This is a genomic window from Aeromonas sp. S2(2024) (assembly GCF_041402505.1).
Taxonomy (GTDB): domain Bacteria; phylum Pseudomonadota; class Gammaproteobacteria; order Enterobacterales; family Aeromonadaceae; genus Aeromonas; species Aeromonas media.
The window spans coordinates 89924-105298 of record NZ_JBGLRL010000006.1; the positions used below are offsets into that span (position 1 = coordinate 89924).

11 protein-coding genes are annotated in these 15375 nt (G+C 60.7%); 4 read left to right on the forward strand and 7 right to left on the reverse strand.

The window, feature by feature from the left end; genetic code table 11:
- Positions 1-240: 240 nt before the first annotated feature.
- From ACB039_RS08455 to pabB, 3 genes are all read right to left on the reverse strand, one after another.
- Complete coding sequence (locus ACB039_RS08455) at positions 241-1539, reverse strand: HAAAP family serine/threonine permease (RefSeq protein WP_042649889.1); 1299 nt, start codon at positions 1537-1539, stop codon at positions 241-243.
- Positions 1540-1730: 191 nt separating this feature from the next.
- A complete protein-coding gene (locus ACB039_RS08460) occupies positions 1731-2321 on the reverse strand; it encodes a CoA pyrophosphatase (protein ID WP_371165533.1) in 591 nt (196 codons plus the stop codon).
- Positions 2322-2376: 55 nt separating this feature from the next.
- A complete protein-coding gene (gene pabB / locus ACB039_RS08465) occupies positions 2377-3753 on the reverse strand; it encodes an aminodeoxychorismate synthase component I (RefSeq protein WP_371165490.1) in 1377 nt (458 codons plus the stop codon).
- Positions 3754-3962: 209 nt separating this feature from the next.
- Here pabB and ACB039_RS08470 point away from each other — a divergent pair, with 209 nt between their 5' ends.
- Positions 3963-5486, forward strand: coding sequence for a fumarate hydratase (locus ACB039_RS08470; RefSeq protein WP_371165491.1), 1524 nt, complete (start codon positions 3963-3965; stop codon positions 5484-5486).
- Between the two features lie 160 nt (positions 5487-5646).
- On the opposite strand, the gene ACB039_RS08475 is transcribed toward ACB039_RS08470, so the two are convergent.
- Positions 5647-6126 carry a cell division inhibitor gene (locus ACB039_RS08475; RefSeq protein WP_042649886.1) on the reverse strand — a complete coding sequence of 160 codons (480 nt, stop codon included), beginning with the start codon at positions 6124-6126 and terminating at the stop codon, positions 5647-5649.
- A 233-nt stretch (positions 6127-6359) separates the two neighbouring features.
- On the opposite strand from ACB039_RS08475, the gene ACB039_RS08480 reads away from it, so the two are divergent.
- The gene (locus ACB039_RS08480; RefSeq protein ID WP_005323525.1) at positions 6360-6557 is read left to right on the forward strand and encodes a DUF4250 domain-containing protein; all 198 of its coding nucleotides are present in this window, start codon (positions 6360-6362) and stop codon (positions 6555-6557) included.
- A 396-nt stretch (positions 6558-6953) separates the two neighbouring features.
- Positions 6954-9428 carry a glycogen/starch/alpha-glucan phosphorylase gene (locus ACB039_RS08485; protein WP_171276242.1) on the forward strand — a complete coding sequence of 825 codons (2475 nt, stop codon included), beginning with the start codon at positions 6954-6956 and terminating at the stop codon, positions 9426-9428.
- A gap of 64 nt (positions 9429-9492) precedes the next feature.
- Here the strand turns inward: ACB039_RS08485 and ACB039_RS08490 are convergent, their stop codons facing one another.
- The 3 genes from ACB039_RS08490 to trxC form a co-directional block, all read right to left on the reverse strand.
- Positions 9493-10047 (reverse strand): cytochrome b/b6 domain-containing protein, encoded by a 555-nt coding sequence (locus ACB039_RS08490; protein ID WP_005323528.1) that lies wholly within the window; start codon positions 10045-10047, stop codon positions 9493-9495.
- A 301-nt stretch (positions 10048-10348) separates the two neighbouring features.
- A complete protein-coding gene (locus tag ACB039_RS08495) occupies positions 10349-11734 on the reverse strand; it encodes a DASS family sodium-coupled anion symporter (RefSeq protein WP_371165492.1) in 1386 nt (461 codons plus the stop codon).
- A 154-nt stretch (positions 11735-11888) separates the two neighbouring features.
- Positions 11889-12329 (reverse strand): thioredoxin TrxC, encoded by a 441-nt coding sequence (trxC, locus tag ACB039_RS08500; RefSeq protein ID WP_371165493.1) that lies wholly within the window; start codon positions 12327-12329, stop codon positions 11889-11891.
- Positions 12330-12483: 154 nt separating this feature from the next.
- On the opposite strand from trxC, the gene ACB039_RS08505 reads away from it, so the two are divergent.
- Positions 12484-15282 carry a response regulator gene (locus ACB039_RS08505; protein WP_371165494.1) on the forward strand — a complete coding sequence of 933 codons (2799 nt, stop codon included), beginning with the start codon at positions 12484-12486 and terminating at the stop codon, positions 15280-15282.
- Positions 15283-15375: the final 93 nt, after the last annotated feature.

Consider the following 15375-nt stretch of genomic DNA (forward strand, 5'->3'; position numbering starts at 1 on the left):
CCAGGCTGCCATCCCTTTTGCCCACGGGCGGGATGTGAGGAAAGGGGCAGATTGCACGGGCGGCAACGCAGCAGGTGGCCGGTTGGGAAAGGTGGCTGATAGGGAAGATGGCCTTATCCAGGCCCTTGCCGAACCCGGTGCCCCGCAATGAAAACAGCCCGGCAAGCTGAGCCTGCCGGGCTGTGGGTCTCTGGCAGGGTCAACCGGCGATCCGGTTGACCCTGGCTATCGGGGACGGGGTTAGCCGACCAGTTGATAGAGGATGGCAGAGATGGCGATGAGGCCCATGGTTGCCACGAACACGTTGCTGATCTGGCCCTGGTATTTCGCCATGGCCGGGACGCGCTTGATGGCGTACATCGGCATCAGGAACAGGATGGTGGCGATGATGGGACCACCCAGGGATTCGATCATGCCGAGGATGGAGGGGTTGATCACGGCCACGCCCCACAGGGTCAGGATGAAGAAGGCGATGATGAACAGTTCGATCTTCTTGTGGTTCGGTTCCTTGCCGGAGGAGCGCATCTGCTGCATTACCATGCCCTTCAGGCCTTCACGGGCACCCAGATAGTGGCCGAAGAAGGAGGAGACGATGGCCACGAAGGCAACCAGCGGACCGAAGTAGGAGATGATGGGGCTCGCATGCTGGTTGGCCAGGTAGGAGAGCACGGCAATGTTCTGGGACTTGGCTTCTGCCAGTTGGGCCGGTGTCAGGCTCATCACGCAGGAGAAGACGAAGAACATCACGAAGCCGAGCAGGATGAGCGCGGTGCGCTTCAAGATGGCATCGGACTTGGCGACGGCGTTGTCACCGTGATCACGGCGCTGAGCCAGGGCGAAGCTGGAGATGGCCGGGCTGTGGTTGAAGGAGAACACCAGCACCGGGATGGTCAGCCACAGGGTGGTGGCGAAATCTTTGGCAGAAGGTACCTGGGCCAGGGCGGCGCCGGTCCAGTCCGGGATGAGGTACAGGGAGATGCCCGCCAGGATGGCGATGAGGGGGTACACCAGGAACTCGGTGACCTTCAGCATCAGCTTCTCACCGGCCAGCATGACCGACATCATGGCCATGATCAGCACGATGGAGAGGATCCAGCGCGGCGGCGCCGTCATCTGTAGCTGGTTGACCAGGAAGCTCTCGACGGTATTGGTGATGCCCACGCCGTAGATCAGCACTATGGGGTAGATGGCAAAGAAGTAGAGCAGGGTGATTAATTTGCCAGCGCCCACGCCGAAATGCTCTTCCACCACTTCGGTGATATCCGCATTTGGCTTCTTGGAGGAAAGCACGAAGCGCGCCAGGCCGCGGTGTGCCAGGTAGGTCATGGGGCCGACCAGCAGCGCCATCACTACCAGTGGCCAGAAGCCACCCATGCCGGCGTTGATGGGCAGGAACAGGATGCCGGCGCCGACGGCGGTGCCGAACAGGCTGATAACCCAGGTGGTGTCTTGTTTGCTCCAACCGCGTGATTGGACCGAGCTGATTCCTTGCTCCTGTGCGGCTGCAACGTCCTGTGCGCCAGTGACAGTATTGGACATGTGTCTCACCCCGAATGTGTGGTTTTAATTAGTCGGCGCAAGAATACTTTTTTTTTAATCAAAAATGTTGATCAGATTCACCTTTATGAGGCCGAAACCCGCACTTTCTTATGGAAATGTGATCAAAAGAATAAAAAATCAAAATTTATTTATCATATGCAGTGTTAGTTGAATGTTAACTGGATAATTTCTCACCCTGAAAGGTTATCAATATGTTGTCCTGACAGGTGCTGGGCCAGCTGGCGGATCATGCTGGCGGTAGCCCCCCAGATGAAGGAGTGTTGCCAGGGGATCCAGTAGATGGTGTGGCGCTTGCCCGCCCTTGGGAGGGTCAGGGCGATGTGGTGGGCCGGATCCAGCACATGGCTGAGGGGCACCTCGAAGGCCTGCGCCACCTCATCGGGGCTGAGAGCAAGCCGATAGTTGGGGTCTATCATGGCCAGCACAGGCAGGACGTCATACAGGGAAATGGTGTTGAGCGGGGTGAGGCTGCCGATGACCCGGATCTGGGAGGCGGGGATCCCGAGCTCTTCATAGGTCTCTCGCAGGGCGGTGTGGATCAGGCTCTTATCTTCCGGATCCTGGCGCCCGCCGGGGAAGCTTATCTGCCCTGGGTGGTGGCGCAGGGTGGTGCTGCGGCGGGTCAGCAACAGGTGCAGCCCCTGGGGGCGCTCCACCAGGGGGATCAGCACAGCCGCCGGCTTGATCCCCGCCAGCATCAGACGGTGGGCGGGGGCGGGGCGCTGCAACAGGAAGCGGGTCAGCAGCTCGGCGCGGTTCATCTCGATATCCATCTCGGTCCTGGTCTCCTTGGGGCGGGCGAGGGCAGTCACAGGCTCATTGGCGCAAGGCATCCAGCAGCGGCAGGATGCGGGCCACCTTGTCGTAGGTCTCCTGATATTCGGCGTCCGGGTCTGAGTCGGCGATGATGCCCCCTCCCGCCCAGCAATGGAGCCGACCAGCTTCGGCTATCAGGGTGCGAATGCAGATGCTGGTGTCCATCCGGCCGTGCTGGCTCAGATAGCCGATGCTGCCGCAATAGGCGTTTCGACGCACCGGCTCCAGCTCCTCGATGATCTCCATCGCCCGGATCTTGGGGGCCCCCGTGATGGAGCCGCCAGGGAAACAGGCCCGCAGCAGATCCACCCCCTGCCAGCGCGTATCCAGTTCCCCGTGAATGGTGGAGACCAGGTGATGCACGGCGGGGAAGGACTCCACCGCAAACAGGCTCGGCACGCTGACGGAGCCCGGGCGGCTGACCCGGCCTATGTCGTTGCGCAGCAGATCCACGATCATCAGGTTCTCCGATCTGTCCTTGTCGGCACTGGCGAGCGACTCGGCCACTTGTTTGTCGATAGCGGGATCCGGATGACGGGGCCGGGTGCCCTTGATGGGCTTGGTCTCGATGTGGCGGCCATCGAGCAGCAGGAAGCGCTCGGGGGAGAGGCTCAAAATGGCGCTACGGGGCAGCCGGACAAAGGCGGAGAAGGGAGCTTTGTTGGCGGCACTGAGGGCGAGATAGGCGGACCACTCGTCTCCTTCATAGGGGGCGCTGAAGCGCTGGGTCAGGTTGATTTGATAGCAATCCCCTGCCGCCAGATAGGTCTGGATGCGGGCGAACTTTTCGCCGTACTCGGCCCGGCTCATGTTGCTCTGCCACTCGCCCTGCAAGGCGAAGGGGGCGCAGGGCTGAGGGGCTTGCGCCGCCAGCCACTGCAGGCGTCTGGCGAGCCCGGTTTCATCTCCCCAGTGTACCAGCTGCCAGCGACCGGTCGCGACCTCCCGCAGCAGTGCCCAGTCGTAGATCCCCACCGCCATGTCGGGGACCTGGATGTCCGCACTGGCCTGGACGGGCAGACGCTCGAATCGCCGGCCCAGATCGTAGCCAAAGAGTCCCAGGGCGCCCCCGATGAAGGGCTGGTCATGCTCATCCTGTACCAGCTCCCCGAGCAGGGCTCGTTGGGTCTCGGCGAGCAGGGCGAGGGGATCGTCGTCATGATGGCTCTGGTGACCAGCCCGGGTGAGGCAGGTGCTGGCACCTCGGGTCTCCAGGGTGGCGAGCGGATCGGCGCTGATGATGTCAACGCGGTTGTCGGCGCCCGTTGGGCCTGCCGATTCCAGCAAGATGGCCCAGGCCTGGTGTTGCAAGCGGGCAAACAGGGCGTGAAGCGATGTTTGCGGGTCGAAATGGTGGATATGCAGTCTTGGTTTCATTTTTTGTTACATAGGCAACAGTTTGCGCCCGGCTCCCTAGCCGGTTCGGGTGCTCAAGCGTATCATGGCCGCCGGCATTTTTAAGAAAAACACCGTTATAAAAACACGCCGTAGTCGCCGGCTCTGTGCGCATTAGACGCCTGCCGAAGGCCCGGCTCATATGGAAGCCCTTGCTCGCGCAAGCGACGACAAGGACCAGTGAGGATGATATGAGCATCATTAGAAAACAGGACTTTATCGATTCCATTGCTGACGCCCTGCAGTACATCTCTTTCTACCACCCCCTCGATTTTGTCCACGCCGCCAAGGCTGCCTATGACCGCGAGATCAACCCGGCGGCCAAGGATGCCCTGGCCCAGATCCTGATCAACTCCCGCATGTCTGCCGAAGGGCATCGCCCCCTGTGCCAGGACACCGGCATCGTCACCTGTTTCGTCAAGATCGGCATGCAGGTGCAGTGGGACAGCGACATGACGGTGCAGGAGATGGTGGACGAGGGCACCCGCCGCGCCTACACCAATCCAGACAACCCGCTGCGCGCCAGCGTGCTGGCGGATCCGGCCGGCAGTCGCAAGAACACCAAGGACAATGCCCCTGCCGTGGTGCACATCGACATGATTCCGGGGGACAAGGTGGAAGTGAGCATAGCGGCCAAGGGCGGCGGCTCCGAGAACAAGTCCAAGATGGTGATGCTCAACCCCTCCGACGACGTGGTCGAATGGGTGCTCAAAACCGTGCCTACCATGGGCGCCGGCTGGTGCCCGCCTGGCATGCTGGGGATCGGCATCGGCGGTACCGCCGAGAAGGCGGCCGTGCTCGCCAAGGAAGCCCTGATGGAGCACATCGACATTCAGGAGCTGATCGCCCGGGGTCCCGAGACCACAGAAGAGAAGCTGCGGGTCGAGCTCTATGACAAGGTCAACCGGCTGGGGATTGGTGCCCAGGGGCTGGGGGGCCTCACCACAGTGCTGGACGTGAAGGTCAAGTCCGCCCCGACCCATGCCGCCTCCAAGCCGGTGGTGATGATCCCCAACTGCGCCGCCACCCGCCATGTTCACTTCGAGCTCGATGGCTCTGGCCCCGCCGAGTTGACTCCGCCGAGGCTGAGTGACTGGCCGGAAATCACCCGTGAAGCGGGCGGCAACGTGCGCCGGGTCAACGTCGACGGCATCACCAAGGCCGAGCTCGCCAGCTGGAAGAGCGGCGATACAGTGCTGCTCTCCGGCAAGATCCTCACCGGCCGTGACGCCGCCCACAAGCGCATTGCCGACATGCTGAAAAATGGCGAAGGCTTGCCGGAAGGGGTCGACTTCACCAACCGTTTCATCTACTACGTCGGCCCGGTCGATGCGGTACGTGACGAAGTGGTCGGCCCGGCCGGCCCAACTACCTCCACCCGGATGGACAAGTTCACCGACATGATGCTGGGGGAAACCGGCCTCATCGGCATGATAGGCAAGTCCGAGCGCGGTCCGAAAACCGTCGAGAGCATCAAGCAGCACCAGGCCGTCTATCTGATGGCTGTGGGCGGCGCCGCCTATCTGGTGGCCAAGGCCATCAGGAAGGCGCGCGTGGTAGCCTTCGCCGATCTGGGGATGGAAGCCATCTATGAGTTCGAGGTGGAAGACATGCCGGTAACAGTGGCGGTCGACTCCCAGGGCAACAACATCCATGAAACCGGCCCGGCCTACTGGTCTGCCAAAATCGCCGAGCTGGATACCAAGCTCGCCTGATCCGGTGCAAGCCCTCGCGGGGCGCCGGGCAGATGGCAGCTCATCACAGCCCATATGACAGAAGGCGACCTCAGGGTCGCCTTTCTCGTCTTGGTTGCCGCCCTGCCAGACTGACGCGCGGGGCGGGGAGCTCTGCCAGCCCGGGTCGGCACGATATGACTCAATGGTTCAGGTAGACGTCCTGCCCACCGTAACAGAGAGGCCCCCCCTGGGCAGGGGTGGGCTCGAAGAAGCGAGTCAGGACACCGGCACGCTGCCCCAGGGTGCTGAGGTGGCTGCGATCCAGGGCAACCCGTTCGGGCAACCAAGTCAAGACGGCTGCACAATGACCGTTGGCCAGGCTCTGCTCCAGCAGACGTTGCCAGTTCTTGATCTTGGGGCCGTGAACCACCAGTACCCGAGCGGGATTGATCCCCTGTGCTTGCAGTTGCTTGGCCACGGGCAGCCCTGGCGGAGCTATGAGCAAAATCCAGCCGCTGTCGCTTTGGCTCAATCTTCCCAGCGCATCCAGCAACGGGGCTTCATGGAGATCCATGGCCAGTCGATGCTCATGCTCCGCCTTGCTCTGATGGCGGGTGGGCCAGGTGGTGATCACACCGGCAGAGGAGGAGAGTGGGCGGTGACTCAGGGGCTGGCTCATATGTGTGTCCTGTATGAATAACCATGCTGTATGTGCATACAGTAGTTCTATCTCATGCCAGTGACAAGGCGTTTGTGATTAAAAATGTGAGCCGACTAACAGGGATTTTTATTAACTTATTGAATTTAAATGCTATTTATATCGATGACGGGGCGGGTGTTTTTTAACCTGTAGACAAAGCGCGGGCCGGCGCTCATGGTTATACAGTATGTATGGCAAGAGGAGGGACCAAGATGGATGTGAGCACCTTGCAACGGCTGGACGCCAATATTCTGCTCGGGATCATCAACGAGAAGCTGCGGCTGGAGTGCGATGGTCTGGAAGAGTTGCTGGCTTACTACGACATGACAGAGGATCAGCTGGCCACCCGTCTGCAGCAGATTGGTTATCACTACGACCCCATGAGTAACCAGTTCAAGGCCCATGGTTAATTCAGCTCGGGAAGCTGCCCCAATTGGGGCAGCTTCCTTTTATTGCCGCGCTGAGACACCAAACATTGAAAGCGATTTCATCGCCGGCCTAGTTGGCGTTTATTTTCACGTATTTTCAGCCGCTGGCAATCATTGAAAACCTATTCATGAATCCATCTTTTTTAATTTCACTCAATGTTTTGATTTTTAAGGTTATTTTTATTTTGTTCAGGCGAGATATAGGAAAGGGTTTTCATGGTGAAACTGTCATTTTTATGCGTTAAAGTGTGACTCACGTTAACTTTTAAACCCCCGGCTTTAGCTAGTATGCCCACGCCGGAACATATTCTGAGATAACAACAGCGCCGGTCCCTCAAGGGGATAACATTTTTTATTTGTAACGAAGGAAAATGGTTTATGGCTACCAAGAAGAAGACAGACCAGGATCTCCAACTGGATAAAGATCAGCTCAAGGCGAGTATCGTGCGTCACCTGCGTTCTACCTTGGGTACAAGCGAACAGAAAGCCTCTCCCGAAGCATGGTGGAAAGCGACCGCTGCCGCCGTCAACGAACAGGTGTACGAGCGCCTTACCCGCACTCAGCAGACTCACTTCAAGAAAGATACTCGTGCGATTCACTATCTCTCTGCTGAATTCCTGATGGGGCGTTTGACCTCCAACAACCTGCACAACCTCTCCCTGTACAAGATCTGCGAAGAGGCCCTGGGTGAACTCGGTCTGGAATTGACCGATCTGTGCGAACAAGAGCCGGACATGGCCCTTGGCAACGGCGGCCTGGGTCGTCTGGCCGCCTGCTTCATCGACTCCCTGGCCACCCTGAATTACCCGGCGGTGGGCTATGGCATCCACTACGAGCACGGCCTGTTCCGTCAGGAGATCCAGGATGGCCGCCAGATCGAGCGCCCGGACTCCTGGCGTGAATATGGCAACCCCTGGGAGATCTGCCGCCCCGAGTCGGTGCAGGAGATCCCGCTCTACGGCTACGTGGAGACCGTGTTCGGTGACAAGGGCGGCCTGAAGAAGGTGTGGCACGCCGGCCGCAAGATCAAAGGGGTGCCTTGGGACATTCCTGTGGTCGGCTTTGGCGGTCACACCGTCAACATCCTGCGCCTGTGGGAATCCCGCGCCTCCGAGTTCTTCGACTGGGACGTGTTCAACGCCGGTGGTTACATCGACTCCCAGGCCGAGAAGGCCCAGGCCGAGACCATCTCCAAGGTGCTCTACCCGAATGACGAGACAGATGCAGGCAAAGAGCTGCGCCTGATCCAGCAGTACTTCTTCTGTGCCTGCTCCATCAAGGACATCATGCGCCGCTACAAGCGGGTCCATGGTTCGGACTTCCGCAACTTTGCCGCGCAAATTGCCATCCAGCTCAACGATACCCACCCGACCGTGGCCATCCCCGAGTTGATGCGGGTGCTGGTGGACGAGGAAGACTTGAACTGGGATACCGCCTGGGCCATCTGCTACCAGGTCTTCTCCTACACCAACCACACCCTGCTGCCGGAAGCACTGGAGAAGTGGTCCGTCAGCCTGTTCGAGAAGGTGCTGCCCCGTCATCTCGAGATCATCTACGAGATCAACGCCCGCTTCCTGAACGAGCTGGTGGAGCCCAAGTGGCCGGGTAACGACGCCATCAAGGCCAAGCTCTCCATCATCGAAGAAGGGGACGTGCGCAAGGTGCGCATGGGCAACCTGTGCGTCATCGGCTCCTGCAAGGTGAACGGCGTGGCCGAGATCCACTCCAAGCTGGTGAAAGAGGATCTCTTCCCCGAGTATGCCGAGTTGTGGCCCGAGAAGATGTGCAACGTCACCAACGGCGTGACACCCCGTCGCTGGCTGCTGGCCTGCAACCCCGAGCTCGCCGCTCTCTACAACGAGGTGGTGGGCAAGGAGTGGCCGCTGCAGCTGGACAAGCTGCGCAGCGTGACCAAGTTTGCCGACGACAAGGCGTTCCAGCAGCAGTTCATGACCATCAAGCGTCACAACAAGGAGAAGCTGGTCAAGGTCATCAAGGCGGAAACCGGCATCGATGTCTCGGCCGAGGCGATCTTCGACGTCCAGATCAAGCGTCTGCACGAGTACAAGCGCCAGCAGCTGAACCTCATCCACATCATGGCGCTCTACCGTCGTCTGCTGGCGAACCCCGACTATGACATGCACCCGCGGGTGTTCATCTTCGGCTCCAAGGCGGCGCCCGGTTACAAGCTGGCCAAGGACATCATCTACGCCATCAACAAGCTGGCTGAGCGGGTCAACAACGACGCCCGCATCCAGGGCAAGCTGAAAGTGGTGTTCATGCCGAACTACCGCGTGAGCCTGGCCGAGAAGCTGATCCCGGCGGCGGATGTCTCCGAGCAGATCTCCACCGCAGGTTATGAAGCCTCAGGTACCGGCAACATGAAGATGGCACTGAACGGCGCCATCACCATAGGCACCCTGGACGGCGCCAACATCGAGATCGCCGAAGAGGCGGGGGCCGAGAACTGCGCCATCTTCGGCCTGAACGTGGACGAGGTGAAGTCCCTGAAGGCGCGCGGTTACAACCCGTACGACTTCTACTACGCCAACTCCGAGCTCAAGGCGGTGCTGGACTGGTTCGACACCGACTACTTCACGCCGGGTCGTCCGGGCGAACTCGCCTCCATCAAGCGCTCCTTGCTGGAAGGAGGGGATCCCTACCTGACCCTGGCCGATTTCGCCTCCTACTCGGAAGCGCACAAGTTGATCGATACCTGGTATCGGGATCCGGCGCTGTGGGCGAAGAAGGCCATCATCAACTCGGCCACCATGGGCAAGTTCAACTCCGACCGCTCCATCCAGGACTACGTGGACCGGATCTGGAAATTGAAGAGCTGCAACGTCGGCTGAGCACACCCAATATGAAAAAACCCCGCATCGCGGGGTTTTTTTATGTCATCTGGTCGAGGAGGCCTCAACGCTTGTCGACGATCTCGGTGCCGGCTGGCACGCGCTTCCTGCCGGTGATCATGGCCCTGATGAGATCGCCCCGGGTCAGGCGATCGAGGACGATGACCGCCAACACATGGATGAAGATGGCTATCTGCAGCGCCTTGGCAAAGAACTCGTGGAGCTCTTCCATGAGGTCTTCATCAAACAGCTGCTCGTACCCCGTCATGATCCCGGTGACCGCTGTCCCCACCAGGCAGGTCAACATCATCAGTATCATCAAGGCGCCCAGCGGATTGTGGCCGGCATGATAGGGGTGTTTGCCCTGCCAGCTGGCCTGCAGGTAGCGGCCCAGGCGGGCCGGAGTCGGAAACCACTGGGCAAACCTGGCGTAGTCGGAGCCGACCAATCCCCACAGGATGCGCAGCACCAGCAATCCGGCCAAGGCGTACCCGACATAGCGGTGATTGCGTCTGCCTTCCTCCAGGATGAACAGGTTGAGCACGCACAGCAGGACGGTGGCCCAGTGAAACACCCTGATCAGGGGATCCCAGACCCTGATGGCCTTGCTGCTTCCCATCGCTTTCTCCATGATGTTTTCCTCTCGTTGTGATCCATCCCGGCTTTCCATGCGCCGATTGCCGGAGTGCCATTGTCCGCATCATGGAGGCACTTTCTTAAGGCCGTGTTAATGACCTGAGGTGCGCCACAGGGGCAGGGCCAGTGGCAAGGAGAGAGCGAGAGGCTGGGGGAATCACCAGAGGGAGGAATAAACAGAGCCCCGACGGTGCGGGGCTCTGGTGTGTCAACAGACTTGGGGTGTTCGACGGCTCAGGGGCTTGCTCCGTCAGCATCCACAGGCCCATCAGCCTGGCCGGGGATCAGTGCAGGATATCGCCGAAGAAATAGGCCAGCAGGGTCAGGATGAGGGTAAACACCAGGTTCAGCACCAGACCGGCTCGCATCATCTCCCGTTGCTGGATATGACCGCTGGCGAAGACGATGGCGTTGGGCGGGGTTGCCACCGGCAGCATGAAGGCGCAGGAGGCGCCGACTGCGATCAGCACAGACACCACTATGGGGGAGACCCCCAGCGCCTCGGCCACACCGGCGAACAGCGGCACCAGCAGGGCGGCGGTGGCGGTGTTGGAGACCAGCTCGGTCAGGAACACCACGAAGGCGGCCAGGCAGAGCAGGATGATGAAGATGGGCATGGTGGAGAGCGCGCTGGAGAGGTGCTCCGCCAGGAAGGCGTTGGCACCGGTCTGTTTCAGGATGGCGCTCAAGGTCAGGCCACCCCCGAACAGCAGCAGCACGCCCCAGTCGGTGTTCTGGTTGATGTCATCCCAGCTGGCGACCCGGCTGACGGCGATGGCCAGGATGGCGCCCATGGCGATCAGGGTATCGAACTGGGGAATGCCGCCGAGCGCCGCGGCTAGGGGCTGGGAGCCAATCCACAGCAGCACTGTGGTCAGGAAGATGAGCAGGGTGGTCTTGCGTTGGCCGGTCCACTCTATGGTGACCCGCTCCGTGCTGACCTGGTGCGACAGGTTGGGACGCGTCACCCAATAGAGCAGGCCTATGCCCACCGGCATGAAGATGAGCACCACCGGGATGCCGAACTTCAGCCAGTCGGTGAAGCCAAGCCCCATCTGGGCGGCGGCGATGGCATTGGGGGGGCTGCCCACCAGGGTGCCGATCCCGCCGATGCTGGCGCTGTAGGCGACGCCGAGCAGGACGAACACCAGGGTGCGCCGCTCCTTGTGAATATCGAGGCCCTTGAGCATGCCGAGGGCCAGCGGCATCATCATGGCGGCGGTGGCGGTGTTGCTGATCCACATGGAGAGCGCGGCCGTGATGGTGAACAGCACTATGGCGGCCCAGCCGAGGTGACCCTTGGCGAGCTGCATCACCTTGGCGGCGATCTGGGTATCCAGCCCCTGCTTGGAGAGGGCCGCCGCCAGGGCGAAGCCGCCGAAGAAGAGGAACAGCACCGGGTTGGCGAAGTCGGTCAGCGACTTAGCCATGTCAAACACCCCGAGCAGGGTGGCGAGCACCGGGATGGACAAGGCCGTGATGGTGATGTTCACCGCCTCGGTCAGCCAGAGGATGGCGATGAAGATCAGGATGCCGAGGCCTTTGTTGACCATGGGATCAAACGGAAGCCAGGCGAGCATGGCGCAGAGCAGCAGGAGATCCAGGATGACGATCCCGGCCTTGATGTCCAGCCAGCGTGTAGGGGCGGAAGGGACTGCAGAGGTATGCATGTTGTTCTCTCGGTTAATTTATGGTTGTTGTTGTGTTGCCGAGATTACATTTATCCCCCTGCGTGAAACAGGGGGATGTGGTCAAATCATGTGGCGACTCACAGAGTCAAGTGAAAATGGATCTGCTATTAAACAGAAATTAAACATTCTGTTTTCATTTGGTCTCTGCCGTGGTGGAGAGCAGCCACTCCTTGAACAGGCTCTTTGGCAGGGAGCCGCTGCGCTGAGCCAGGATCTGGCCCCGTTGGAAGATCATCAGGGTCGGGATGCTGCGAATGGCGTAGCGGCTGGCGATGGCGGCCTCCTGTTCGGTGTCGAGCTTCACGAAGCGGATGCGGGGCTCGAGCTCCCGGGCTGTCTCTTGAAAAACGGGGGCGAACTGCAGGCAGGGGCCGCACCAGCTGGCCCAGAAGTCGACCACCACCGGCATGTCGGACTGGATCAGGGCATCAAAGTGCGCCATGCGGCCCGACACCGGGGCGTGGGAAAACAGGGGTTGGTGGCAGCGACCACACTTCGCGTTTGAGTCTGTTTTTTCGGCGGGCAGGCGATTGCGGGTGAAGCAATGGCTACAATAGGTAGTGACAAGTGACATAATTGGTTCCTTTATTCATGGCCCGGCAACATCTTTATTGCATTCACAGAGCAGACTAACGGTAACATAGCGCTCAGTTGTTTTTCACACTCGGCTGTCTGGTCGTGACCCTGAGTCACCGGATGGCTGACCATGACATGAGAATCGTGACGGGATGAAGAGTGTTGCACGGGTCAATCGTGTTGTCTTTGGCCTTATCATCGTATCGCTGCTGGCGTTTTCTGCCTATTGCTGGCAGTTGCTGAGCCAGCAACAACGCGCCTCCGATCTGAGCGTGGCCGCAGAGCTGGTCCTCAACCGGGTCAATACCGACACCGTGTATCTGCTGGGACGAGAGAAGGCCAGCGATGGCAGCGTACAGCAGCGCCTCAGCCTGCTGTCGAGCAGCCTGGATCGCTTCGTGAGCCAGGTGCGCGAAGATCCGGGCTCTGTGGATGATCCCGCTTCCCAGGCGCTGCAACGGGACATCGATAGCTATCTGCTGGATCTCGCCAGGTTCTACACCATGGAGATGACCATCGAATACCTGGCGCCTCGTTTCCAGAGCCAGCTCAAGGCACTGCTGGCAACGCTGCCGGCCGGGGCCGAGCAATCCCGCGATCTTACCGAGCTTGCCCGGTTGAGCCACTACCTCAGGCGCAGCTGGGACACAAGCGAACAGCGTCAACTGCAGCAACTGCAACAGCGGCTGATGGAGACCTCCCCCGGGCAGCCCAAGGTCTTGGCCCTCACCCGACTCAGCCAGGAGCTCAATCAGCAGGTGATGGAGTACCATCGCCTGCGTAACCAGATCGTCGAGATGAAGGGGCTGTCCTCGCTGCCGGCGTGGAAACAGAGCAAGCTGGATCAGGCCTCGTCCCTCAAGAGTCGTTTCTATCTGATGGTGCTGGGGGGGGCGCTGCTCTGCTTCTCGCTGGTGGCCGCGACCCTGTGGCGCCGCAACCAGAAGCTGAGTGAGCTGTCCCGCCACGCCGCCTTGCTGGCCCAGGCCAAGAGCGATTTTCTGGCCAACATGAGCCACGAGATCCGCACCCCCATGAATGCCATCATCGGCTTCAGTGCCCTGGCGCTGCAGACCAAGCTCGATCAGCAGCAGCGGGACTATCTCAACAAGATAAAGTCATCGTCTGATACCTTGCTGCTGCTCATCAACGACATCCTGGATTTGACCAAGGTGGAGTCCGGCAAGCTGACGCTCGAGGAGATCGACTTCGATCTCAGCGAGCAGCTCGACTCCCTGGCTGCCATGTTTGCGGACCTGGCGGAGCGCAAGCAGATCGAGGCCATCATCAACAAGTCGCCTGCGGTGCCCGATTTTCTGCGCGGCGATCCGCTGCGACTCGGTCAGGTGCTGGTCAATCTGGTCAACAACGCCATCAAGTTCACCGAACGGGGGGAGGTGGAGGTGGCCATCACTCTAGTCAATCAATACCCGATGCGGGTTTGTTTCAGCGTGCGGGACACCGGCATCGGCATAGCGCCGGAGAAACAGGCGCAGCTGTTCCAGCCCTTCACCCAGCTGGAGGCGGGCAACACCCGCAAATATGGCGGCTCGGGGCTTGGGCTCAACATCTCCCAGCGGCTGGTGGGGCTGATGGGGGGGGAGATTAAGGTGCAGAGCAAGCCCGGGGTGGGCTCCACCTTCCTGTTCGAGATCCCCCTGTCCCAGGCTGTCTACGGGGTCTCCGGGCGCCGGGTCTTCTTCGATCACCAGCCCCTCATCCTGATGATGGATGACAACGAACTGGTGCTTGAGCTCGCCAAGGACATCCTGGGCCGGGCCGGTGCCTCGGTGATCGCGGTCAACAGCCTCTCCCGTGCCCGCCAGGTGCTGCGAGAGGAGGGCCACCACATCCGGCTTGCCATCCTCGACTGGCGCATGGGGCAGGAGGACGGTCTGGATCTCGCCCTCGAGATGTACCAGCACAGCCAGTGGCGGCGTCTGCCCATACTGATGACCAGCGCCTGGTCCAGGGAGGGGCTGCACGGGCGCATGGAGAGCATGGGGCTGACCCACTTCCTGCCCAAGCCCATGACAGAGAACGCCCTGCTGGCCAAGGTGGACGAGCTGCTCAACGGCAGCTCTCATGACAGCAAGGTTCGTCAGGCCGAGGCGCAGGGCGATCAGCAGCACTTTCGGGAGCTGCTGCACGGGACCCGGGTGCTGCTGGCCGAAGACAACCGCGTCAACCAGCAACTCATCATGGAGTACCTGCGCCGGGTCGAGGCGGTGGTCACCGTGGTGGACAACGGGCGCGAGGCGGTGGAGCAGGTGGCGGAGCAGCCCTTTGACGTGATCCTGATGGATCTGCAGATGCCAGTGCTCGATGGCCTGGATGCGACCCGCCAGATCCGCAAGATGGTGGACAAACACGATGTGCCCATCATAGCACTCACCGCCAGCGCCATGCCGGGGGACCGGGAGCGCTGCCTCGGGGTCGGCATGAACGGCTATGTCACCAAGCCGGTGAGCAAGCTGGATCTCTACAACAACCTGCTGCAGTGGGTGAAGAGCGCCAGCGGCGAGCGGCGGGCGCCGCCCGAGGTCAAGCCGCCGGATCTGATGGGGGTGCTGGATCTGGAGGATGCCCTGCACCGGCTGGAGCAGGACAGGGAGGCGCTGCAGATCCTGTTCAAGCTGTTCCTCTCCGAGCACAAGGACGATCTGTGGGACATTCGCTCCGCCCTGCGCCGCCAGCAGCCCGAAGTGGCCTGCCGCCTGCTGCACACCTTGAAGGGGGTGTCGGCCAACATCTCCGCCTCCCGCCTGCAACTGCTGGCTGGCGAGCTGGAGTGGCGGCTGCGGCTGCAAGAGGAGCTGAGCGAGGGCGAACTGACCCAGTTGCAGCAGGTCTTCATCCAGACCCGGGAGGAGGTCTCCCACTTCCTGCTGACCGGCGAGCAGCAGGAGTCGGTCGCCTTCCCGTTCTCGCCCCCCGACAAGCGGCTGTGAACCGGTGAGATAGCAATCGTTCTCAAGTCGTCCGCTTCAGGCTATGATGACCCACTCCCATCGCCCCCACCTCGGGGGCGATTGTATTGAGCT

Excerpts from the sequence above, each read along its gene's own strand:
- pabB (WP_371165490.1), bottom strand. The coding sequence starts at position 3,753 with ATGAAACCAAGACTGCATATCCACCATTTCGACCCGCAAACATCGCTT.
- ACB039_RS08480 (WP_005323525.1), top strand. The coding sequence starts at position 6,360 with ATGGATGTGAGCACCTTGCAACGGCTGGACGCCAATATTCTGCTCGGG.
- ACB039_RS08485 (WP_171276242.1), top strand. The coding sequence starts at position 6,954 with ATGGCTACCAAGAAGAAGACAGACCAGGATCTCCAACTGGATAAAGAT.
- ACB039_RS08505 (WP_371165494.1), top strand. The coding sequence starts at position 12,484 with ATGAAGAGTGTTGCACGGGTCAATCGTGTTGTCTTTGGCCTTATCATC.
- ACB039_RS08460 (WP_371165533.1), bottom strand. The coding sequence starts at position 2,321 with ATGAACCGCGCCGAGCTGCTGACCCGCTTCCTGTTGCAGCGCCCCGCC.
- trxC (WP_371165493.1), bottom strand. The coding sequence starts at position 12,329 with ATGTCACTTGTCACTACCTATTGTAGCCATTGCTTCACCCGCAATCGC.
- ACB039_RS08470 (WP_371165491.1), top strand. The coding sequence starts at position 3,963 with ATGAGCATCATTAGAAAACAGGACTTTATCGATTCCATTGCTGACGCC.
- ACB039_RS08490 (WP_005323528.1), bottom strand. The coding sequence starts at position 10,047 with ATGGGAAGCAGCAAGGCCATCAGGGTCTGGGATCCCCTGATCAGGGTG.
- ACB039_RS08495 (WP_371165492.1), bottom strand. The coding sequence starts at position 11,734 with ATGCATACCTCTGCAGTCCCTTCCGCCCCTACACGCTGGCTGGACATC.
- ACB039_RS08475 (WP_042649886.1), bottom strand. The coding sequence starts at position 6,126 with ATGAGCCAGCCCCTGAGTCACCGCCCACTCTCCTCCTCTGCCGGTGTG.
- ACB039_RS08455 (WP_042649889.1), bottom strand. The coding sequence starts at position 1,539 with ATGTCCAATACTGTCACTGGCGCACAGGACGTTGCAGCCGCACAGGAG.